Source organism: Ancylothrix sp. D3o (assembly GCF_025370775.1).
Lineage (GTDB): Bacteria > Cyanobacteriota > Cyanobacteriia > Cyanobacteriales > Oscillatoriaceae > Ancylothrix.
In genome coordinates, this window is record NZ_JAMXEX010000004.1 from 293,541 (window position 1) to 314,740 (window position 21,200).

Annotated in this window: 19 protein-coding genes and 1 pseudogene; 12 read left to right on the forward strand and 8 right to left on the reverse strand. The window is 42.7% G+C overall.

All coding sequences use genetic code 11. From position 1 onward, the window contains the following. Window positions 1–117 precede the first annotated feature (117 nt). The 3 genes and pseudogenes from NG798_RS10535 to NG798_RS10545 form a co-directional block, all read left to right on the forward strand. On the forward strand, window positions 118–588 hold the full coding sequence (locus NG798_RS10535) for a hypothetical protein (RefSeq protein WP_261222469.1): 471 nt from the start codon (window positions 118–120) through the stop codon (window positions 586–588). A 128-nt stretch (window positions 589–716) separates the two neighbouring features. Next, a complete protein-coding gene (locus tag NG798_RS10540) occupies window positions 717–872 on the forward strand; it encodes a hypothetical protein (RefSeq protein ID WP_261222470.1) in 156 nt (51 codons plus the stop codon). 12 nt (window positions 873–884) lie between these two features. Continuing rightward, window positions 885–1,193, forward strand: a pseudogene (locus tag NG798_RS10545) (avidin/streptavidin family protein); the annotation flags it as partial. A 435-nt stretch (window positions 1,194–1,628) separates the two neighbouring features. On the opposite strand, the gene lepB reads toward NG798_RS10545, so the two are convergent. Both lepB and crtH read right to left on the reverse strand, forming a co-directional pair. Continuing rightward, complete coding sequence (lepB, locus tag NG798_RS10550; RefSeq protein WP_261222471.1) at window positions 1,629–2,681, reverse strand: signal peptidase I; 1,053 nt, start codon at window positions 2,679–2,681, stop codon at window positions 1,629–1,631. 69 nt (window positions 2,682–2,750) lie between these two features. Next, window positions 2,751–4,316, reverse strand: a complete 1,566-nt coding sequence (gene crtH / locus NG798_RS10555) for a carotenoid isomerase (protein WP_261222472.1) — start codon at window positions 4,314–4,316, stop codon at window positions 2,751–2,753. A gap of 288 nt (window positions 4,317–4,604) precedes the next feature. Between crtH and upp the strand changes: the two genes are divergently transcribed. From upp to NG798_RS10570, 3 genes are all read left to right on the forward strand, one after another. Further along, window positions 4,605–5,255, forward strand: a complete 651-nt coding sequence (gene upp, locus NG798_RS10560) for a uracil phosphoribosyltransferase (RefSeq protein ID WP_261222626.1) — start codon at window positions 4,605–4,607, stop codon at window positions 5,253–5,255. Window positions 5,256–5,374: 119 nt separating this feature from the next. Next, the gene (locus NG798_RS10565; protein ID WP_261222473.1) at window positions 5,375–5,704 is read left to right on the forward strand and encodes a hypothetical protein; all 330 of its coding nucleotides are present in this window, start codon (window positions 5,375–5,377) and stop codon (window positions 5,702–5,704) included. Between the two features lie 99 nt (window positions 5,705–5,803). After that, window positions 5,804–6,100: a YggT family protein gene (locus NG798_RS10570; protein ID WP_261222474.1), complete on the forward strand. Its 297-nt coding sequence runs from the start codon at window positions 5,804–5,806 to the stop codon at window positions 6,098–6,100. Window positions 6,101–6,185: 85 nt separating this feature from the next. Here the strand turns inward: NG798_RS10570 and NG798_RS10575 are convergent, their stop codons facing one another. The 4 genes from NG798_RS10575 to bchH all read right to left on the reverse strand — a co-directional run bounded on the left by NG798_RS10575 (window position 6,186) and on the right by bchH (window position 11,771). Beyond that, window positions 6,186–6,620 carry a hypothetical protein gene (locus tag NG798_RS10575; protein WP_317619579.1) on the reverse strand — a complete coding sequence of 145 codons (435 nt, stop codon included), beginning with the start codon at window positions 6,618–6,620 and terminating at the stop codon, window positions 6,186–6,188. A gap of 223 nt (window positions 6,621–6,843) precedes the next feature. Beyond that, complete coding sequence (locus NG798_RS10580) at window positions 6,844–7,710, reverse strand: shikimate dehydrogenase (protein WP_261222475.1); 867 nt, start codon at window positions 7,708–7,710, stop codon at window positions 6,844–6,846. A 33-nt stretch (window positions 7,711–7,743) separates the two neighbouring features. Further along, a complete protein-coding gene (locus NG798_RS10585; protein WP_261222476.1) occupies window positions 7,744–8,082 on the reverse strand; it encodes a Dethiobiotin synthetase in 339 nt (112 codons plus the stop codon). A 17-nt stretch (window positions 8,083–8,099) separates the two neighbouring features. Beyond that, the gene (bchH, locus tag NG798_RS10590; protein ID WP_261222477.1) at window positions 8,100–11,771 is read right to left on the reverse strand and encodes a magnesium chelatase subunit H; all 3,672 of its coding nucleotides are present in this window, start codon (window positions 11,769–11,771) and stop codon (window positions 8,100–8,102) included. 86 nt (window positions 11,772–11,857) lie between these two features. Between bchH and NG798_RS10595 the strand changes: the two genes are divergently transcribed. Beyond that, a complete protein-coding gene (locus NG798_RS10595; protein ID WP_261222478.1) occupies window positions 11,858–12,400 on the forward strand; it encodes a hypothetical protein in 543 nt (180 codons plus the stop codon). A gap of 97 nt (window positions 12,401–12,497) precedes the next feature. Here the strand turns inward: NG798_RS10595 and NG798_RS10600 are convergent, their stop codons facing one another. Then, complete coding sequence (locus NG798_RS10600) at window positions 12,498–12,785, reverse strand: hypothetical protein (RefSeq protein ID WP_261222479.1); 288 nt, start codon at window positions 12,783–12,785, stop codon at window positions 12,498–12,500. Window positions 12,786–13,078: 293 nt separating this feature from the next. On the opposite strand from NG798_RS10600, the gene NG798_RS10605 reads away from it, so the two are divergent. The 4 genes from NG798_RS10605 to NG798_RS10620 all read left to right on the forward strand — a co-directional run bounded on the left by NG798_RS10605 (window position 13,079) and on the right by NG798_RS10620 (window position 19,012). Beyond that, entirely contained in the window at window positions 13,079–13,966 is an 888-nt protein-coding gene (locus tag NG798_RS10605) for a hypothetical protein (protein WP_261222480.1), read from the forward strand. 325 nt (window positions 13,967–14,291) lie between these two features. Next, the gene (locus NG798_RS10610) at window positions 14,292–16,037 is read left to right on the forward strand and encodes a ShlB/FhaC/HecB family hemolysin secretion/activation protein (protein WP_261222481.1); all 1,746 of its coding nucleotides are present in this window, start codon (window positions 14,292–14,294) and stop codon (window positions 16,035–16,037) included. A 225-nt stretch (window positions 16,038–16,262) separates the two neighbouring features. Then, a complete protein-coding gene (locus tag NG798_RS10615; protein ID WP_261222482.1) occupies window positions 16,263–17,429 on the forward strand; it encodes a DegT/DnrJ/EryC1/StrS aminotransferase family protein in 1,167 nt (388 codons plus the stop codon). 458 nt (window positions 17,430–17,887) lie between these two features. Continuing rightward, entirely contained in the window at window positions 17,888–19,012 is a 1,125-nt protein-coding gene (locus NG798_RS10620; RefSeq protein WP_261222484.1) for a hypothetical protein, read from the forward strand. 593 nt (window positions 19,013–19,605) lie between these two features. On the opposite strand, the gene NG798_RS10625 is transcribed toward NG798_RS10620, so the two are convergent. Then, the gene (locus NG798_RS10625; protein WP_261222486.1) at window positions 19,606–20,628 is read right to left on the reverse strand and encodes a leucine-rich repeat domain-containing protein; all 1,023 of its coding nucleotides are present in this window, start codon (window positions 20,626–20,628) and stop codon (window positions 19,606–19,608) included. A gap of 87 nt (window positions 20,629–20,715) precedes the next feature. On the opposite strand from NG798_RS10625, the gene NG798_RS10630 reads away from it, so the two are divergent. Beyond that, window positions 20,716–21,168 (forward strand): ABA4-like family protein, encoded by a 453-nt coding sequence (locus NG798_RS10630; RefSeq protein ID WP_261222487.1) that lies wholly within the window; start codon window positions 20,716–20,718, stop codon window positions 21,166–21,168. Window positions 21,169–21,200 lie beyond the last annotated feature (32 nt).

Here is a 21,200-nt window from a genome sequence, read left to right on the forward strand (position 1 = left end):
AAATTTGCCTGTAACTCGAAAAATTCCCAAATTGGGGTTGGGAAACGTCTAATAAATAAGCGGTCAAAGAAGACCGCTTACAGGCTGTACATTACTTACATCTTTACTTAGCAAAAAATGAACACATCCCGCAAAATACAGATTGCACTCGGCACAATTTTCCTGTGGTCATCCACATCAATAAGCAGTTTTGCTGCGACCAACTTAATTACTTCTGAAAATTTTCAGTCAGACTCTGTAAAACTTCCTGTGGAAAGTATTCCATCTAGGCAGTTAAATTCCACACAAGATACTTATTTAATTGCTCAGTCTGCAAGTCAGATATACGATATGGTGAGGCGGGCAGATTGGTCTGGTGATAAATATTTTCCAAAATTTGAAGATGCCTTGACAAAGCCAGACAGTAAAACAATATTATTGGCGTTCTGCCCATCTCAACCTCAAGACAAAGTTGAAAACTGTTGGCGGATGCTAAACGCTTGGGCAGGGACGAAAGCGATGATGGCTATGGACGCCGACAATTTTGATTTAGCAGACAAACTGATGGATATAAGCAATGCAGTTAGGGAAATTAGAATGAAAAGGTAAGAGGGGGAAGGGTTCTAGCGGTTGAGGGGGGATTTTTGGGGAGAAAATTTCCTCGTAACTCGAAAAATTCCCAAATTGGGGTTGGGAAACGTCTGTTATATCTTGACAACTAGAGGATGAAAATCTCAATGAAATCTCTAACTAAAGTTTTTTTTGCTGTGTTATTAGCTGTAACCTTTGCCTTTGGAGGTTTTCAGGTTCCTGCTAATGCTCGGACTATGGCTGATGTGGATGGTGAGGTTACTAAAGCTCAAAGTAATACGTCGATTCTGGTAGGAACTTAGAAAAACCAGTTAGGATCGAAAATGATTATTGAAAGTGTAAGCGCTGACGGAGAAGTTAAAGGTTCTTATCAAACCGCCGTTTCCGCAAGTGGCTGTGCAAAAGGAACTTTTCCATTAGTAGGACGCACCAATTTACCCTCGTTGGGATTCCTAGTTTCTTGGACAAACGATTTGTCGAAATGTAGTTCTGTTACTGCTTGGTCTGGTCAACTACAAAAAGATCAGATAGTTACGACTTGGCTGCTTACAGCGCAGACAGTCCCCACAAATAATTGGCAATCTACCTGGGTTAATCAAGACATTTTCACAAAAGACAATTGATCTTGCAGCGATCACTAATCTTGTAGGGTGCGTTAGCTCTGTTCGTAACGCACCTTCTCAATTGTCGTGTGATGTCTATGATGCCTTCTCGCTGAATACTAATGGCGGGAGATGATGGGAGATTGAGGGGATACCTGAAATTAACATCATACTCCCCCCTTAATAAGGGGGGCTGGGGGGGTAAAATCCGCAACTCATCATACTCCCCCGTTACCAAGGGGGGCTGGGGGGGTCGAAGACAAAAATGCAGTTGCTATTCTAGGAATAACTAAGCCATCACCTTCTGCTACGGTTATGCCATTTTTTCAAAGCTTATACTCACGCTTGATCGATATCTTCATTCCACACAATCCTGTAGCCACCTTGCTTAATTAAAAAATTCTTGAAACCACAAGCTTGCTAGTGATTTCAAGCCGTGTTTTTTCGATTATCCAATTAATAGTTTACTTTTTCAATGGAACCGCTCCGCTGAGGAGGCCAAAACTTTTTAGTTGCCTTGCCAATAATATTTTGCCTTGGTACAAAGCCCCAATAATGGCTATCATAAGCATTATTTCTGTTATCTCCTAGCACAAAATACTCGTTGTTGGCTACTGTTATGGGGCCGTATTGATAATCGGGTTTCTCTGCAATATAGCTTTCTTCTAAAGGCTGATTGTTGATATAAACCTGGCCTTCTTTTACCTCTACTTTTTCTCCGCCTAGACCTATTACACGCTTAAGAAAAGCGTCTTTAAAATTTTGCTGAATGAGACTTTCGGTAGGATTAAAAACTATGATATCTCCCCGTTGTGGTGCTTGGGATTGATAGGTTATTTTATCAATAATTAAGCGGTCATTAATTTGTAGTGTTGGCTGCATTGAATCACTGGGAATATAGCGGGCTTCAGCAATATATAATCTGATTGCCCCACTCATAACCACAGAAATTACCAATGGCAAAATTATGACTAATGCTATCAAACTTTTAAGATATTTTTGCGATTTTGGCCGATTTGTAGGAGTGGCTTTATAGGCGTGATAAGCAATAAAAGGAGTTAGTAAAATTTGCAACAATCCTAGCGGGGGAATAATTAATCCTAAGACCCAAAAAAATAACAAACCACAACCAATTAATGTTTTTTTGATATAAAGATGACCGGCCCCTAAAATAAAGGATGTCCAAAATACAGCCAGCCAGGGGTCTTTGCTACTTTTTCTTTGGCTTTCAAAGTGCGGCTGATTTGCTTTTTTTGCACAGCGATGAGCATCAAAAAAATTTGCTACACTCAAGAATAAATAAATCCCTGTAAATATTAAAGTTATTCCCAAATTTATTTGAGGATTGATTAAGGAATAAATTATAAAAATCAATAAACCAATATAAGCAATTATCCAAATAATTCCCCTCAAAACATTGCCGGCATAGATTTGTCCAATTCCAGGGAATATTTTGGATAAATTAACTGCCAGCCAAGGTTCTTTTGAAATTTGTTCTGTGTTAGCCATGTTGATACTTTAAGGTTAAGTATTGGAATGGAAATAATAGCCCAGACAATAGGCGGTCTGGGCAAAAAATTACAATCCTAAATCAACAGCAATGCGATGAGCACAAGCAAACCCAGAAAATGCCACCGCATTTAAACCTTGCCCCGGAAAAGTGCTGTCTCCAACACAATATAACCCCGGAATTGATGTGCGGTTAAAAGGCATTCCTAATAACCCCATTAATTTACGTTGAGGAATTGGCCCGTATGTTCCATCTTCCCGGCCTAAAAAGCGCCGGTGTGAGCGAGCAGTCCCTATTTCCATGAAATCCAATTTTTTATCTATCCCCGGAAAAATCTTCTCTAAGCGGTCAATTACACGCCACCCCGCTTGCTCTTTTTTCTCTTCATATTCACTCGCCGATAACCCTTCCCAATCATCGATCCAACTGGGCGTAAAAGCATGGATAATGTGATAACCTTTGGGCGCTAAATCTGGATCAAGCAAGGTAGGAATAGAAACAAAAATTGTGCCTTCTGGCTGTTCCATTTCTTGCCATTTATCCAGCAAAATATGATGGCAAGCTGTACCCACCGGCACTAAATCTTCCTCAACTCCCAAATGCAAACTTAAAAAACTTGGCGACTTTTTATAACGTTCTTGCCATTTCTGCTCAGCAAAAGGTATTTCGGTAGCCGGCAATAGTTTTCCAAAGGTATCCCAACGAGTTGCATTAGAAACAATCCGCTTGGCTTTATACACTTCCCCACTCACCAATTGCACGCCAACTGCTCGGCCTTTTTCGGTGATAATTTTACTGACTTTTGATTTATAGCGAATCTGTGAACCGGCTTTTTCTAAACCGTCTGCGAGTTTTTGAGCAATTTGGCCGACTCCGCCTTTGGGATAATTAATTCCCCCATAGTGCCGGTCAGAAAATACCATACCGGCATTAATCATTGGTGTCATATCTGCCGGCACCACCGACCAACAATAACACTCAATGTCAATAAACCTCAACAACTCCGGGTCACTAATGAATTTCCGGGCAATATCTCCAGCATTTAAAGGCAAATATTTTACCAACCCCAAACAAGCGAGCGGATGCTGGAAAAATACCCGCATTAAATACCTGGGTTCCTCTAGCGATAAGAGTTCCATCGCGTTGAGGCAGTTAAAGACTTTCCAACACTCATCATAAAACCGACGGATTCCCTCGCGTTCGTGGGGAAATCGTTCGGTTAGTTCTTGCAAAAATTTCTCATAATTCCGGTGGACTTGTAGCTCTAAGTCACCCGGTAAATGATAGTGAATTTGGACGGGATCGGGGATGGTTTCGAGGCTGACGTTAACGGCAGAAAGCGCTCTGGTGAGCAGGTTGGTGGTGCCTTTGGAGCCGAAGCCAAAAATCATCGAGGCACCAACATCAAAATGGTAGCCTTCGCGCTCAAAATACCCAGCGCTACCACCGGGGATAATGTAGCTTTCCAGAACGAGGACTTTTGCGCCTTTGCTGGCCAGTTGGGTTGCGGTGACTAAACCGCCAATTCCAGAGCCAATAACAATAACATCAAAGGCTTTATCAGATTGACCCTCCGCCGGCCCCTGGGAGGGGATGGGGTTGAGGGTGGCTTTATTTTGAGCAGAAGCTGGCATGGGGAAATCTGAAATTCTAAAGAAGTGCGTGAATTATTTTTGAGTGTACAGCTTTGCAACCATTAGAAAAGCCGGCCTGAAAAAAAAAGCACGGGATCTGTCAACCATGACCTACCGATCCCGCCTGCCGATCCTTAGAGAGGAGAACACTTTAAATGACTATAACGCTTGTTGAAAATCTTTGTCAATACTCTTGGAAAAAATTTTCAAGAAGCGGTGGGGAGGTTGGAGGGGGAGCTTGCACGGTATGATATTCGCGTCTGTAACAAGCGCGGTGATTTAGTGCCTATGAGTATTCAAATGCGGGTCTACGTTCCTCCCCATCCGTTGATTAAGCACTGGCTGGCTGTGGCCCGCGATGCGCTGACGCCGACGCCGTTGTTTCGCAGTGCGATGACGGAGTTGGGCCGGTGGTTGACTTATGAGGCGAGTCGAGATTGGTTGCCAACGGAAGAAACAGCGGTGCAAACGCCTTTGGCTCCTTGTCCTGCAACGATGGTATCGCCAGAGGTGCCGGTGGTGGTGGTGCCGATTTTGCGGGCCGGTTTGGCTTTGCTAGAAGGTGCCCAGGCGGTGTTGCCTTTGGCGGGAATTTATCATGTAGGCATGGTGAGAAATGAGGAGACGCTGGAAGTTAGCTGTTATTTGAATAAGTTACCAGAACAGTTTGCTCCGCAGACGCGGGTGTTGATCAGTGAGCCGATGTTGGCGACTGGTGGGACAATTATGGCGGTGATGGGGGAATTGACGAAACGGGGGGTAGATCCGGCTTTGGTAAGGATTATTTCGGTGGTGGTGGCGCCGCCGGCTCTGCAAAAGTTGAGTGTGGCTTATCCCAGTTTGAATATTTATACGGCAACGATTGATGAAACAGTGAATGAACAGGGGTTTATTGTGCCTGGGTTGGGTGATGCCGGTGATAGAACTTTTGGAACTTAGTTTTGCGGTAGGCTGAATTCCCACATAGTCATTAGTCCATAGTCATAAGACCAATGACTAATGACTTTTGGCCAATGACAATCTAAAGTGAAATTGAGGTACGTTTTTGAGGGCAAACAATGAGTAATAAAGATGGTTTTGCGGGTGGATTTATTGCCGGCGCTGTGTTTGGCGGTGTGGTGGGTGGTGTTTTGGGGGTTTTGCTGTCGCGTCGTGCTGAGGCTGGCTCCGGCGATGAGGCGCGTTTGAATGCGCGGATGGAACGTCAGGCGATGCGGGGAAAAAACCGGCAGTTGAAGGAAGATAATAATATGGAGTCGGCGCGGCGGAGTTTGGAAGATAAGATCGCTCAACTGAATGATGCCATTGATGATGTAAGGCACGGTTTACAGACTGTGAATGGTAGTGCTGGGATGGAAACTGAGCGTTTGCCGATGGAAGATATTTAAGCGGCTGAAAGATAGGTTCGGAGAGCCGATCATTACGAGCCGCCTGGATGGATTAAACTAAGGCATGGTGGTAAAGTTCACAAAAAAAGCTAAAAGCCTATGAGTTCTGCTGTTCTTTTATTGGTTAACGCCCTAGTCCAGTTTTTGGCGATTTACAATGTGCTGCTGGTGGTTCGGATTCTTTTGAGTTGGTTTCCGAATATTGATTTCTACAATCCGCCTTTTTCAATTTTGAGCCAATTAACTGATCCTTATTTGAATCTTTTTCGCTCGCTTATTCCGCCCATTGGTGGCTTAGATTTTTCTCCTTTTTTGGCATTTATTTTGCTGAATGTTCTTCAGAGTGTAATTGGTCAAATACCGGCTTTGTTGTCATTTCCAACGGCTGGTTTTTAGGGAAAAAGCTTTTACAAACCATTGGTTGCTTTTTGCGACAAATTCCAGAAGCCCGGTTTATTTAATAAACTGGGCTTCTATGATTTTAGCGGCGGACTTGACGAGTAAAACCGGCGGCTTTTAGTTTTTCGAGTTTTAATGGGGTGGGTTGGTTTGCCGGCACGGAAATTCTGAATTCAAAAGGACTTTCGCCAGGGGGAATTTCTTCGAGGTTGCCGATGCGGGTGCGGTTTGGCATTACTGTGTCGTTGTTGGCGTCGTAAATGCGGCCAAAAACGTCGGCATCAAAGACGCTTTTGCCGGTGGGGTTGATGGCGGTGCCGGTGATTAAAAAGCAGTTGGCTGGGGTGATGTCGCCACTGGTGACGCTGCCTTTTGCAAGTTCGGGGGGACATTCTTTGTAGGATGTGTTTGTGAGTTGAATTTGGGTTAATGCTATGGCGGGGGTAGCATAAATGCAAGTCACCAGTAGCAGAGATATGATGGTAAGGATAAGTGTCTGTCGAATGATTTTTAGCACGGGTTCAACTCCTTAAGTTTTAAACAATTTTTTGGGGTTATTCTTCTATTTAACCTTGTTATAGACCTGTCTGGGGTGTTGGGGCCGGTTTACAGATTTTTTTTGATTATAAGCGCGTGTTGCAAGTTCACAAACCGGGTTTCTAATCAGTATTTAGGAGGAAAATCTAAGATTTTGGTAGAAAAAGCCGGTTTCTAAGCTTAACGTGGGTAAGTCCTGAAATTTAGTTTTTTAAGCCAAGGGCTGCTTTCAAAGAATCGCGCATTATATCTACCGGCACCGGCTGATTTAACCAAATTTTTAGGGCTGCTGCGCCTTGTTGAACAAGCATTTCTAAGCCATCTATGGCAATAGCGCCGGCTTGTTTTGCGGCTTTTAAAAATTCGGTGGGATTGGGTGTATAAATTAAATCGTAAGCAATTGTTTCTGGTTTTAATAAGGCGATTTGTTCGCCAGAAACCGGCATTTCCTCAACTTTGGGATACATCCCGACTGGGGTTGTATTTACGAGTAAGCCACACTCAGGAATTAAAGCATTTAATTCTTCCCAAGTATGGGTGATAATATTAACCGGCACCGGGCTATTTTGCCAGCTTTGTTTAAAGGCTTCGAGTTTGTTTATATCTCTTCCAATGCAGTGTATTTCGGCGATTTCTAATTGAGATAAACCGGCTACAACGGCACGGGCAGCGCCACCAATTCCTAATATAATGGCGCTGGTTTGTTGCCAGTTGCGGTTGTAGGTGTGGAGGGGTGCGAGGAAGCCTTCAACATCGGTATTAGTGCCGGCCCAACCGTTAGGAGTACGCCAAACAGTGTTAACTGCCCCGACTGCTTTGGCGACATCTGAAACTTCGGATAAGAAAGGTAAAATCGCTTGTTTGTGGGGGATGGTGATGTTAAAACCGGCTAGGTTAATTGCAGAAAATCCGTTAATTGAGGCTGCTAAGTTTTCGGGTTTAACCGGCAGTGGAATATAGACATAATTAACGCCTAATTTGGCGATTGCTGCATTGTGCATTACGGGTGAGAGGGAGTGTTCAACGGGGTTGCCAATGACGCCTAAAAGTTGTGTTTTTCCTGTAATCATGGGAGTTAAGAATTAATGACTAATGACTAATGACTAATGACCAAAAAATATTTCAGCGCCGGTATCAGAAAGGCGTCTGAGGTCTTCTTTTAAAAGGGGCGGCCAATCAACACCGGCCCGCTTTCCGTCTTCAAATAGTCTATAGCTTTCTATGACTAATAGATAGATAGCGCCGCCGAGAGTGCGGTCAATTGTAGTTTGTTCAACGAGGGTATCTTGGATAAGTTTCAGGGCAAGTAAAAGAGAGGTCATTTGACCAGGGATGGGGGGTTTTCCTTGTTTGAGTAAGAGGAGAAAAGCGTCAGGATTTTTTTGAGTAATTAAAGCAGTTCCCTGGTCTATGAGAAAGTTACGAGCGGTTTTGTAATCCATTTTTATCTAAGATTAAGTTAAACTGTTACGCCTTCGATTTTCTCATCTATACTATCATACAAGGTGCGTAATTTATTTAACTTATCTTCATCAGCCTGCCAAAAACCTCGCCCATTTGCTTCTAACATTCGCGCCACAATATTGCGAAATGCTTCCGGGTTGGCTTGCTGCAATTTTTTCGCCATTTCTGTATCCAAAGCGTAGGTATCCGCTGCTTGTTCATAAACCCAATTATCAGTAAAATCTACTGTTCCACCCCACCCGATCAAAGCTGTCATTCGTTGGGAGATTTCATAAGCGCCGCCACTACCTTGATTTACCATTGCTTCAGCCCATTTTGGGTTAAGTAATTTGCTGCGATATTCCATCCGTAATACTTCTTCTAATTTACGCGGGGTGGTGTCATTAGAGAAACTTTCAACAAAACTGGCATTTACCTTTTTACCACTTTGTTTTTCTGCTGCTTTCTTGAGGGCGCCGGTGTTGGCATAATATTCTTGAATGTCTGTTAAACCATATTCTACAGAATCAATTTCTTGCACTATTGTTTCACTGGTTTGTAATAGCTTATCCAGCACTTCTGGGCGCGCTTGACCTTTATCTTTGCGGCCATAACTAAAGACATTTCGGCTGCGCCAAGTATCGGCTAATTCATCTCCATTTTCCCAATTACTATCAACTACTTGGTCATTTACCAAAGAACCAAAATCACCGGCAGGGTTAGAAAACAACCGCGCGGAAACGTTTTCAACGCCTTGGGCTTTTAATTGTAAGGCGTGTTTGCGGATAAAATTTTGTTCTTCGGGTTCATTTATTTGGGATGCCCGCAAAAACAAATCATCCAATAATTCAATGATATTTACAAAACTATCGCGGAAAATTCCTGATAAATTTCCTAACACATCAATGCGAGGATGTCCGACTTCTGCGAGTGGTTTTAATTCATAGCGAACGATGCGACCGGTTCCTTCTTTGACAGGTTCAGCCCCTACCAATTCTAACAAAATTCCCAAGGATTCACCTTTGGTTTTAATGGCATCTAAACCCCACAACATTACAGCCACAGTTTCCGGGTATTTGCCTGTTTCTTTTAACTGCTGAGAAATGATTTTTTTGGCGATTTCTCGTCCTCTTTCATAGGCTGCCGGTGATGGCATTCGATAGGGATCTAATGCGTGAATATTGCGACCTGTAGGCAATACTCCGGGGCCATCTCTTAGCAAGTCTCCACCGGGGGCTGGGGGGATATATTCGCCATTTAAACCGCGTAAAAGATTCGTTATTTCATCGGTTGTTTGCATTAACAAATCTTTTATTTGTGAGACTTCTTTTTCTGGTGACACCGGCATTTTCTCACTAAGTGGCACCGGCATCTTGCCGGTGACTATCTCTGTACCAAAATAGGCATCTAAATAACTCTTCAATTGCTCATCGGTTGGCGATTGTCCCAAAGTATGCAGCCCAGAAGAAAATAACCGTTGTTCAACAATTTGCAAGTATTCATACACCTTGACAAAATAATGATTAAGGGCATCTTTGCTGAACATTCGAGCATTTTCTGGCGAAAAAGAAATGCCTAATTTTTTTGCTTCCTCAAAAGCACAATCTGCATCAAGGCCGGTATCAACAATTTTTTTACAAATGGCTTCTTGTAAGGCTGAATTTTTCTGTGGATCTTCCCGATATTCGGCAATTAAATCTCGCAAAATCATCAACTCTTTATAAAGACCGGCCCGACCATAGGGCGGTACATTATGCGAAATTAAGACCCCATATCCCCGCCGTTTGGCTAAAATTGACTCGGAAGGATTATTAGCCGCGTAAATATACAAATTTGGCATATTTCCTAGGAGAATATCAGACCAAGAGTAGCCGGTATTTCCCAGCGGAGATCCCGGCAACCATTCAACAGTTCCGTGCATTCCAAAATGCACAACTGCATGAGGTTGATATTCATTTTGTAGCCATTTATAAAACGCTGCATATTGCGGATGTGGTGTCATGTCTCGCTCAAACATTAACCGCATGGGGTCGCCAGAAATTCCTAATGGGGGTTGTACACCTATCCAAACATTTCCTAACTGTATTCCGCCAATTTGATATTCATCGCCGTTAGTTTTTATGCCGGTGCCGGTTAGAGATTTCCATTGTTTTTCAATGCGGGTAGTTAAAAGGTATCCTAACCATTTTTCTAAAGTTTGAGCATTAACTTGTCGCGGTGTTTCTACAGCTTCATCTGCTTGTTTTACTTGGCGGATGATTTCTTCGCCGTCTTCTGGCAATTCCCCAACATTATAACCTTGTTTTTTGAGGGCAATTAAGAAATTGAGTAACGAACGAGGCACATTTAATAATGCTGCTGTGCCGGTTGCCCCATAACCCGGAGGAAAGCCATATAACATAACAGCAATGCGGCGGTTTTCTGGGGGTGTTTGGCGTAAATTTATCCAGCTTTTTATTCTGCCGGTTAAGCGTTTGACTCGTTCAGGAACTAAATAAATATCTTCGCCAACTAAACCTCCCAAAGGAATTGTATCAATAGCCCCATCTAATTCTGGTAAAGCATATAAAACGACACTTTGTAAACCGCCTATACCTTGACGAGTCCATGAATGGATATCTTGAATTAATAAAGGCGCGGCGACAAAATAAGGCACATTTTTTGCAGATAAAATACGTTTAGCAACTTCAATTTGCCGGCCTGCTTCCATCGAACCGGCCGGCCCGCCTACCAATGGAAACCCAATCGTTGAGACAATTGCATCAACTTCAACCGCATCTTTTGAAAGAGAAGCTGTTTCAATATTTCCCTTTTGACGTTGTGCTATTTCATAAGTTGTAGTCATCCAATCTCGCACCGCCACATGACCTTCAACGCCGTTAATAAATATCGGCAAAGGAGTTAAACCGGCCTCCTCAAATTTCCTAATTAATTGCCAAATATAAGCCTGTTTTGTAATAACGTGCTTGCGGTAAAGCAAAATTCCCACCGTCGGATTAAGACTTTTTTCTATATTTTGTCGGTACCATTGTAAATAAGCGCGGGGAGATTCAAAATAACCGTTATATTTTGGATGTAATAAACCCATATTGGGAGTTTCAAGAGGTGGCGGAATTTCCCCAACCTTTAAACCCAGATATTTTTCAGCCAAAACCCAAAACATTGCCGCGACATTTTCCACACCACCGGCATTCCAATAACCGTAAATAATTAACCAATTTCGTAAATCTTGAACTTTTTGCACCGGCACATATTTAAGCAACTTCGGCCCGACTTTCAAAAAACTAATATACCCCGCCAGTTTATCCTCTTCTTTGCCATTGCCAAATTTATCTAAAATAAACTTTACCGGCTTTGGCATACCCTTCGGTTTATCACCAATTTTAAACGCCCCAATTTGCGTTAAACTCATCAACTCCAAAGCCGACTCAAACACCAACCGAATAGGAATATTTTGCACCCGTTCTCGCAACCATAAAACCTGATCATAATCAAAAATTAAACTGGCAAAAAATACATCAGCATTTTGCAGCGCCTCAGCAACATTCGCCGGTTGGGTAGAAATATCAGCATCACTAAATATGCAAATATCTAAATCAAAACAGCCAGAACTCGCCATCTGTGCAGCTTTGCGGTATAACTCTGCATTGAATGTTTCAAACCCAGCAATCAAGACGATCCGTTTCATGGCCAAAACCCGGAAATATTTCTTCACCTTAGATTGTAATGGCAGTTTCAAAACAATCGAGAATTAAACTTTAAAGTTCTTACCTAATGCGTTATCAAAAACCGGCACTTGATCGTAAAACAGAAGAGAAGCGTTTTTACACAGCCATGAAAAGCCAAAAAACCCGCCATTTCCTGCCCCTATTTGCACTCCTAGCCACCCTAAGCGCCTGTGGCGGCGAAACTGCACCCCCACCGGCACCAACCCCCCAAGCTGCAACCCCAGCAGCAGCCCCAGCCAAACCCGCAGCAGCCCCAGCCAAACCAGCCACAACCCCCGCCGCAACCTTTCCCCCAGGAAAAGATCCCTTTGAACTTGCAGAAGACAAAGCCGCCAGCGCCACAAGCCTCTCCCAGTCATCCGCAACACCAGACGACTGGAAACTCGTAGAAAGCCGGTGGCAAGAAGCCATTGTATTAATGAAACAAGTACCCACAGATCACCCCAAAAAAGCACAAATTAAGAAAAAACTTGCGGACTATCAAAAAAACCTCAACACCGCCAAACAAAAAACCACAAAACGCAGCAACAAACCCAGCAAACTCGCCAAAGCAAAACAAAATTATCCCCTCGGTGGCGAACTTTTTTAAACTCAAGCCAGCGAGGGGGTATTAAAACTTGCAATTTTCTGATAACCAGGGTTGGGTTTATTAAAAAAAAAACACTTCCACCCTGGTTAAACCCGCATTAATTTAATAAAGCCTTAATATTAAATTCTTCCTCAAGACAAAGCAAAATCTCTTCTTTTCCTGTCGCCATTTTTATCGCTTTATCCTTAATAGACTTGAGAACCAAACGAACCACCCAAGGAGACAAAGCCGGGTTATTATCCATTTCTGAAATTAGCGCATCCAAATCATTAATCACAGAACACATCGGCAAATAATCGCTGTTATACATGACATTCTCCTTGGCCTCAACTTGGCGGATAAAATAGAAACTACACTGTAAACAAGTGTGTGAGAAATTGAGCATTGACTTGTTTTTCCCTGTATCTAACCTAAAAAAAATTGTGGCATTACTGGGATCAAGATGTGCCACTCTTAGCGCCGCCTTTACCGCCTACGCCGCGAGCCAGTTTGCCTTAAAATCGCCATAATCCTTTATTTGCAAGACTTTTCGCCACACCGGCCCATAATAGGCCAGCGAGTAGCCGGTAGACAGTCGGAAAACTGTCACACACAATAACAACCTGCTCAATAAACGCGGGCCGGCCTAAATTGCACTAAACTACAGCTATGATGCGCTACCTCTAGCCCCTTAACGCCGTGAGCAACCTTAAAAACCAGCCGTCAAACCGGCTCGAAATAGCAGAATCAGCTTCTTTGATCGCCTCAGCAGCCGGAACCATCTGCGCTGCAATATTGAACCAAGCCATTTTTGCAGCCGCACCTTTAACTGTGGCGCTTTCGTTAAATTTTATTAACCGCCAACGTCTGCAAACGCAAACCACACTGAACACAAAAAACACCAACGCCGCCATTAGTTATGTAGAGCGTCAACTGCGAAGTGAGGTAGAATCTGTACGAGCGCAAATGCGCCGCTTACCAGCCGCAGAACGCCTGCGAGAAATGGAAGAATCAATAGTTAGATTAGCTCTATTGTGGACACAAATACAGCAACGAATGGAGGAAACCAACACTCCCTTAAACGAGGCAAAAATTCAAGAAGAATTCCTGATTTTGCGGCGGGCCATTCTGCGCTTACGAGATACCAGCAATGCACATTTAAGCGAAATTCAAAACAATTTACAAAACGAAATCGACACCTTGCGGCAAACTTTGCCCCCGTCGGCAATTAACCCCGAAACTCAAATTGATGAAAACCTCGAAAACGAGCCGGTGCTAACCCAAATTCAACAACTCCAAGAACGCATTGAGCAACTCGAACAAAAAAATCAAAAAATTATTAAACCCTTCCTCAAACGTTTAGTTATTCAAGTCAAAAAACTCCAACAACAATCGAATACCGACGCCCTCGCAGCCACCCTTAGCCAACTCATTACCCACCTCGAAAACCTGGCCAAAGAACTAGAAACGCAAATTGACCCCCAACAAGTTAAATCATTACAAACAGCCCTTTCTAAACTCTCAGAAAATCTCCCCGACCGGCAACCCCAACAAATTCAAACTCAAAGAGTAAGAGGCTGGGAATAACTTTATCAAGCCATCAATCAAATTCCACAAATAATATTACTTATTGACAAAAATCAAAAGTTATGTTTTGTTAGTACCGAATGAATGTACTATTCACAGGGGTTTCAGGCGTTTTTTTGTCAGGGGTCTATTTTTCTTGTTTGAATAAGTTTTCAGCTTCTTTAGTCACTAGAAAATCTCTAAGTCTCAATGCCCTTTTCTGATAGTTAGGTATAAATCAAGGCTTCTGAAAGCTAGAAAAGCGATTTTTTGCCCTTAGTTCATGCAATTGAAATCCCTAGTTTATTGCAAACAAAGCTGATAAAAAGCTACTTTCCTCACACCCATGAAAAAACCTCCCCTCAATGATGCAAAAAAGCTTTTTTACTTTTTAATATTCTTCCTGGTTGAGTTATTAGCTTTTTTTAAACCACTCCTCGCCGCAGAACCCTACACAAACGCCCAAAATCCCCCAATTCCCAACCCCATCCCCCCTGCGGAGAGAGAATCAACTCCCCTGCCTATACCGCCTTTATTGCCGCCACCAGAACAACTTTTGCAACCCCCTACCACCCCACCGGCACCAGCAGAAAGCTTGCTCGAAAACATCCCCGGAAAAATAAAAATTCAACAATTTAATTTTGAAGGAAACACCGTTTTTAGTGACGAACATCTCCGAGAAATTCTTAGCTCTTATATAGATAAAGAAGTAACCTTTAGCGAACTTTTACAAGCCCGCAGCCTGATCACAAAATATTATATTGACAAGGGATACATCACTACAGGTGCTCTAATTCCTCCCCAAACCTTAGAAAGGGGAATCGTCCTCATCCAAATCATAGAAGGGCAACTCGAAAACATTAAAATCACCGGCACAAATCGCCTTGATCCTAACTATATCCGCTCAAGAATAGAAACAGTTACCCAAAATGCCTTAAATACCTACACACTCCTAGAAGCCTTACAAAATCTGCAACTCAACCCCCTTATTGCCACCATATCCGCCGAACTTACTGGCGGCACAAAACCAGGCAGCAGCATCTTAGAAGTCATAATCACAGAAGCCCCAACTTTCCAAACCCAAATATTATTAGATAACAGCAGATCACCAAGCATCGGCAGTTTTCGTCGACAAATTTCTGCCAGCGAATTAAACTTACTTGGAATTGGAGACAGCCTTGGCCTCACCTATGCTAACACCGACGGAAGTAACAACTTTGATATTAGATACAGCCTGCCGGTTAACCCCCGCAACGGCATCCTTACACTCTCCTACAATCGCAGCACTAGCTTAATCATTCAACCGCCTTTTGATCAACTTGATATTAAAGGCAAATCTCATAACTATGAAATTAATTTTCGTCAGCCAATTATTGAAAAGCCCACTCAAGAATTTGCCCTGGGTTTCAGCGCCATCCGCCGCGAAAATTATACTACCTTACTTGGTGAACCTTTTCCCCTTTCTGCCGGTGCCAACGAGCAAGGCGAAACCCAGCTTAACATTTTACGGTTTTATCAAGATTGGACAACGCGAGATTCTCAACAAGTTTTTGTCGCCCGTTCCCAATTTTCTTTAGGGTTAGGATGGGGAGGAACTCGCAATCAAGAACCGCCAGATAGCCGGTTTTTTGCCTGGCGAGGACAATCACAATGGTTACGGCAAATTGCCCCAGATACTTTAGTAGTTATTCGCGGAGATATACAACTTGCCTCGCGTTCCTTATTGCCTTTAGAACAATTTACAATCGGCGGTTTAGAAAACGTCAGGGGCTACGCGCAAGACACAATTCTCAGCGATAATGGTGTTTTTGCTTCCGCAGAAGTTAGGGTGCCGGTTTATCGTTTATCTGAAGACCAAGGAGCTTTGTTTATAACACCTTTTATAGACTTTGGTACAGGCTGGAATAGTTCAGAAATAACACCCCCAGGGGGGAATACATTACTTTCTGTGGGGTTAGGTTTACGCTTTCAACTAGGCGAAAATTTAACGGCTAATTTAGATTATGGAATTCCTTTAATTAATTCGAGAAGAGATGATCGAACCTGGCAAGACAACGGTTTATATTTTTCTATTTTCGCTTCTCCGTTTTGATTTTATGGTAAGAAGCTTTTCTCTCCACAGCTTAAAATTTAAGAACCTAGCCCTGAAAGCAGCCTCCTCTGGGAAGGGGCGGCAAGAAATATGGTATTTATCTTGGAGAGAAAGCGCAGAGAGACTTAGGTTCAGGACTCCCAGAAAATGCAGCCTTGAGAAGAAATAAGATTTTTGACAACTTTGCGATAATCTCAAGAAATTACGACCTTGTGGTAAAAGCGCGTGAAGAAGATCCCCCCCCTTGACCTAGCCCAACAATACCAGACCATCTCCTCCGAAGTTGGTCAAGCTGTGCTGGAACTGCTGGCCTCTGGACGCTATATTGGCGGGCCGGTGGTGGCAGAATTTGAACGGCAGTTTGCTGAATTTGTCGGTGTCAGCGACTGTGTTGGCTGTAACTCCGGCACCGATGCGCTTTATTTGGCCCTGCGAGCCTTGGATATTGGCCCAGGCGATGAAGTGATTACAACGTCGTTTACGTTTTTTGCTACCGCTGAGGTGATTTCGGCGGTGGGGGCGACACCGGTGTTTGTGGATATTGATCCGCATACCTATAATCTTGACCTTGATGCCGTTGCCGCCGCCTGTACACCAAGAACAAAAGCAATTATGCCGGTGCATTTGTTTGGTCAGCCGGTGGATATGACGCGGTTGATGGAAATTGCCGGTCGTTATAATTTGGGGGTGATTGAAGATTGCGCCCAGGCCACCGGCGCTGTTTGGGAAGGCCGCAGAGTTGGCAGTATCGGTCATATTGGCTGTTTTAGCTTTTTCCCCACTAAAAATTTAGGCGCCTGTGGTGATGGCGGCGCGGTGACAACCAATGATCCGGCAATTGCAGCGCGGGTGCGGGTTTTGAAAGAACATGGTCAAACCAAGCGCTACCACTATGAGGAAATTGGTGTCAACAGCCGGTTAGATGCCCTTCAAGCAGCGATTTTGCAAATTAAACTTTGTCATCTCGATAGCTGGAACAGCCAACGGCGTAAAGTGCAGGCTGTTTATGACGAGTTGCTTTTGCCGGTAAAGTCTGTGATTCGTCCTCAAGAAATTGCCGGTGGAACGAGTGTTTGGAACCAATATACAATTCGAGTTCAAAACAACGCGGATCAGGCCATGAGTGCCGGTGAGTACCGCAACTGGCTACGCGACCGGCTCCAAGATAGGGGAGTGAGTACAATGGTTTATTATCCAATGCCATTACACCTTCAGCCGGTTTATGAATCTTTGGGCTACCTGTCAGGGGCTTTGCCTGTGTGTGAACAATTGGCCGGTGAAGTGTTATCGTTGCCCATGTTCCCCGAACTCAACCGCGATGAGCAAACTCAAGTAGTTTGGTGCCTCAAAGATTGCTTGGCCTTGCCAATTTCTAATTTTGAGTCTGTTTGAGCGCTCCCGCATTATCTCGGATGTCAGTTGCCATATCAAAGCAGTAGATTGTTATTTTCTATATGCTGTTGACGGTGAGGCGGGTGAGTGTGGCTGACAGTTTTTGATCGCCTTTGCGGTTTAACCGCACACTCGCCTGTACTGACAAAAACACTGGAAATAAAATTTACAGTGAAAAGGCATATTTTTCTCATTTTTTGTCGCTTTTTGGTTTCACGGGCTGTTGAGGAAAAAACGCGGCGGAAGCTATGGGGCTTTCTAGTTACTTGGCTCTCTGATATACGGATACTTTTTCTAAAGCGTAGTAAGATTGATCTTAGTTTGTGTCTGGTTGTCAGCAAGCACCCCCCTAAAAAATGTTTCTACCTAGAGGTGCCAATCGCCGACATCACCTCACCTCACCTCACCTCTAACCTAAAAGAAGCTGTTTGCTGTGCATTTGGCAGGAGAAAAAAACAATGGAAACAATCCCCGGTTTTGATGAAGTCCTCAAAGACTTAGAACGCAGTGATAACGTTAGCAAAATCAAAAAATTACTACTATGTGCTACTAAAAATCGTTGGGAAAATGACCCCGATACACTCGATTCTCTGGATTTATCTGATTTAGTCCAAGATACTTATAAGGTGGCAACCACTTTCGGACATCTGGAGTCTGTTATCCTTCAGGTTATCAAAAAACTAAATAAAAAAGTCCAGTATTTTTTGCTTGCTAGTACCCTGGTTCAAAAACTCAGCAAACTCTATCCAGAAAATCAAGCCAAACGCAAGCGGATACGCACACAATTAAAACAACTCAAAAAAGGCGTAAAATATCCCTACGATTTGTCAGATTTGAAGTTTACTGTATCGCGGGAATCTACAGTGCGCCGGGCAAAAGTTTTGGTGTTTTCGGCTTTAAACTATAAGTTTGGCTACAGCACTCAAGATTGGGCAACTCTGGATTCTTTAGAATTTGATGAGTTGGTAAGGGCTTTGTTTTATGCCTGTGAAACGCCAGAAGATTTAGAGTTTCGTCTCTATGGCACCGCAACTTGTCTCGAAGAACCCGACAAGCAAATCAAAACTGCCAATATCATCGTCGAGTCGATGTTGCCCTATTATCAAGAAATCCAAAGAGGGCGGGATATTACTTTAGATGCGGATGAAGATGAAATCACAGAAATAAGCTTTAAATCAAGTTACCATCGTCCTTCAGATATCCAATTGGCAGCCCAAACCAAAAAAGAAGAAGAAGATGATGATGACAGCTATAACAGCAGCGAAGATTTAAAAATTCCTGATTTTATTCTCACCGATGAATCTGATGCCAAAATTGGAGAAGTTATCAAAAGACAAAGGGAGGTAGAAAACGCTTTAAGGCCGTTTGTAGATAACCGAGTTAATGCAATTATGGCAGTTCTTGAAACCCATATTCGGGAATTAGAAACAGAACTAGATAAACATATAGAAGACTCTCACCAAGGGGCAAATGCGCCCTTAAAATATCAAAGTCTCCGCCAGTTTGTCAAAGATGTTCAAGCCAAATCTTCCCAATATTTAGAAATGCTGGAAAATATGGAAGCTAATGCTAAAAAAGGCTAACATAATCAATGATTTTTGATTTTTTAACTTTTTTCAAAAATGGCAGTTGATGTAATGGCGAACGGCTTAGCCTCACCCTAGGCAAACAGCAGAAGCATCGGTGAATTAGTCGCCGGTGCTTTGCTTTTTCTCTACTCCTGTTAAAAAAATCTTAGTTGAATTCGCCCCTTTCAAAAAAGTAAACTTTCCTTAAAAAAAAGGCCACTCTCGCCAACAAAAACCTATTAACGACAGTACCCTTCCCAGAATCCAAGTTACCGCCGTTGCTGCGTCTGGGTTCTTATCTGCAAAAAACATACTCAGTCCACAGCAAACGGCAGAATAGGTTATAAAAATCAACCGCCAGCAGCAAAGGAAGCCATAATAGCTATCGAAAGGGCTAAGCCCGGAAGCAACAAAATCCCTAACATTAAAAGATCGTGAGAATTCATAACAAAGTCTCCGTGTAATGGTATGTTATCAAACCCGTGATTTGCAAATCATTTTAGCATTTTAACAAACAAACAGCAGAAAATCCCCAACAAAAACCTCTGGGTTTCATCCCTCATCAAAAGTTAGTCTGCGCTTAAAACTCTTGAACCTCTAATCAAAACTCAAAACCGGCAACCTTCCGCCACAGGACAAACTTTCTCAGCAAGAGGATTTTCCCGTAAATCCAGCAATTTTAAATTTTTTAGAGCAATCAAAGCCTCAATATCCGTAATTTGATTGCTATACAAATCAAGATAAATCAAATTACTTAAAGAGGCTAATCCCTGCAAATTGCTAATATTATTCCTAAACAAAATCAACTCAGTTAAATTTGTCAAACCGGCCAGCGGTAAAACATCAGAAACTTGATTATTACCCAAATTCAAACTACTTAAACTGGACAAAGAAGCCAGAGGTTGTAAATCCGAAACTTGATTGCTGTGCAAATTCAAATAAGCTAAATTTCGCAAATTTTCCAGGGCGCTCAAATCGGAAATGCGATTACCATAAAGAGACAAAAAAGTAAGATTTTTTAAATTAGCCAGTGGAGTTAAATCAGAAATGAGATTTTCTGAAAGCGAGAGAAAGCCCAGATTTACTAAATTTTGTAAAGGACTTATATCAGAAATTTGATTGCTATACAAAGCCAATTTTGTAAGCTGAGTCAAAGATTGTAAAGGCGTGAGATCAACAATTTTATTATTAAAAAGACTTAGCTGAGTTAAATTTTGCAAACCTTGTAAAGGAGTTAAATCCGAAATTTGATTACTATCCAAAAAAAGCGAAGTTAAATTAACCAAAGAAGCCAGAGGAGAAAGATCCGAAATATTATTAACATCCAGATAAAGAACCCTTAAATTAGTCAAACCAGAAAGCGGAGAAAGATCAGAAATGCCCGCCCGACTAAAATTCAGTTCAGCAGTCGAAGAAAAAATCTCATTAGCCTCTTGACAATCTTGAGTCCCGCTTCCTTCCAACATCAAAGAAACAGTTAATTGAGCCGCCGGCTGAAGTTGATCTTGCTTTAAACAAAAATCAGCAAAACTCCCAATCGTATCCGCAGCAAAAACAGGCCGGCCAACCCCCAAACCCAAAAACAACAAAAAACCAATCAACCAAACCCCAAAATTAAACTTTATCTTCATCTGCGTTAATCTGCGGTTAAAAATCAAAACCCCTTGCCAACAAAAAGCCAAAAGCTTATCATAATCAAAACATTACAACAAAAAACCATGAATGTCGAACAACTCTTCACCGGCGCCAATATATTTGTCTTACCATTTTGGACACTAATGATTTTATTACCAAACTGGGGAGTGACCAGAAAAATCATAGAATCTTATATTCCCTTTGTAATTTTGGCAGCGCTTTATATCTTTTTAATCAGCGGCACCCTAACCGAAGAAAGCGCCCAAGCCCTAGCCAATCCTACCTTAGCAGATATTGCCAGATTTTTCGCCGAAGAAAGAGCAGCAGCCACAGGCTGGGTGCATTTTTTAGTAATGGATTTATTTGTGGGACGGTGGATTTATTTAGAAGGACAACGCACCGGCCTGTGGACAATTCACTCACTGATTTTGTGTTTATTTGCCGGCCCCTTGGGATTATTATCACATATTGCCACCGATTGGATTGGTCAAAAATTCCTCACCAAACCCGAAACCGAACCCACTCCCTCCACATAATAAAAGAGGGTGGGTGAGTTGTCAGTCTTGAG

Coding starts and splice junctions, on each gene's coding strand:
- NG798_RS10570 (WP_261222474.1), top strand. CDS start 5,804: ATGAGTTCTGCTGTTCTTTTATTGGTTAACGCCCTAGTCCAGTTTTTG.
- NG798_RS10585 (WP_261222476.1), bottom strand. CDS start 8,082: ATGGATTACAAAACCGCTCGTAACTTTCTCATAGACCAGGGAACTGCT.
- lepB (WP_261222471.1), bottom strand. CDS start 2,681: ATGGCTAACACAGAACAAATTTCAAAAGAACCTTGGCTGGCAGTTAAT.
- NG798_RS10595 (WP_261222478.1), top strand. CDS start 11,858: ATGCGTTATCAAAAACCGGCACTTGATCGTAAAACAGAAGAGAAGCGT.
- upp (WP_261222626.1), top strand. CDS start 4,605: ATGAGTATTCAAATGCGGGTCTACGTTCCTCCCCATCCGTTGATTAAG.
- bchH (WP_261222477.1), bottom strand. CDS start 11,771: ATGAAACGGATCGTCTTGATTGCTGGGTTTGAAACATTCAATGCAGAG.
- crtH (WP_261222472.1), bottom strand. CDS start 4,316: ATGCCAGCTTCTGCTCAAAATAAAGCCACCCTCAACCCCATCCCCTCC.
- NG798_RS10620 (WP_261222484.1), top strand. CDS start 17,888: ATGGAAACAATCCCCGGTTTTGATGAAGTCCTCAAAGACTTAGAACGC.
- NG798_RS10625 (WP_261222486.1), bottom strand. CDS start 20,628: ATGAAGATAAAGTTTAATTTTGGGGTTTGGTTGATTGGTTTTTTGTTG.
- NG798_RS10610 (WP_261222481.1), top strand. CDS start 14,292: ATGAAAAAACCTCCCCTCAATGATGCAAAAAAGCTTTTTTACTTTTTA.
- NG798_RS10600 (WP_261222479.1), bottom strand. CDS start 12,785: ATGCTCAATTTCTCACACACTTGTTTACAGTGTAGTTTCTATTTTATC.
- NG798_RS10565 (WP_261222473.1), top strand. CDS start 5,375: ATGAGTAATAAAGATGGTTTTGCGGGTGGATTTATTGCCGGCGCTGTG.
- NG798_RS10540 (WP_261222470.1), top strand. CDS start 717: ATGAAATCTCTAACTAAAGTTTTTTTTGCTGTGTTATTAGCTGTAACC.
- NG798_RS10535 (WP_261222469.1), top strand. CDS start 118: ATGAACACATCCCGCAAAATACAGATTGCACTCGGCACAATTTTCCTG.
- NG798_RS10580 (WP_261222475.1), bottom strand. CDS start 7,710: ATGATTACAGGAAAAACACAACTTTTAGGCGTCATTGGCAACCCCGTT.
- NG798_RS10630 (WP_261222487.1), top strand. CDS start 20,716: ATGAATGTCGAACAACTCTTCACCGGCGCCAATATATTTGTCTTACCA.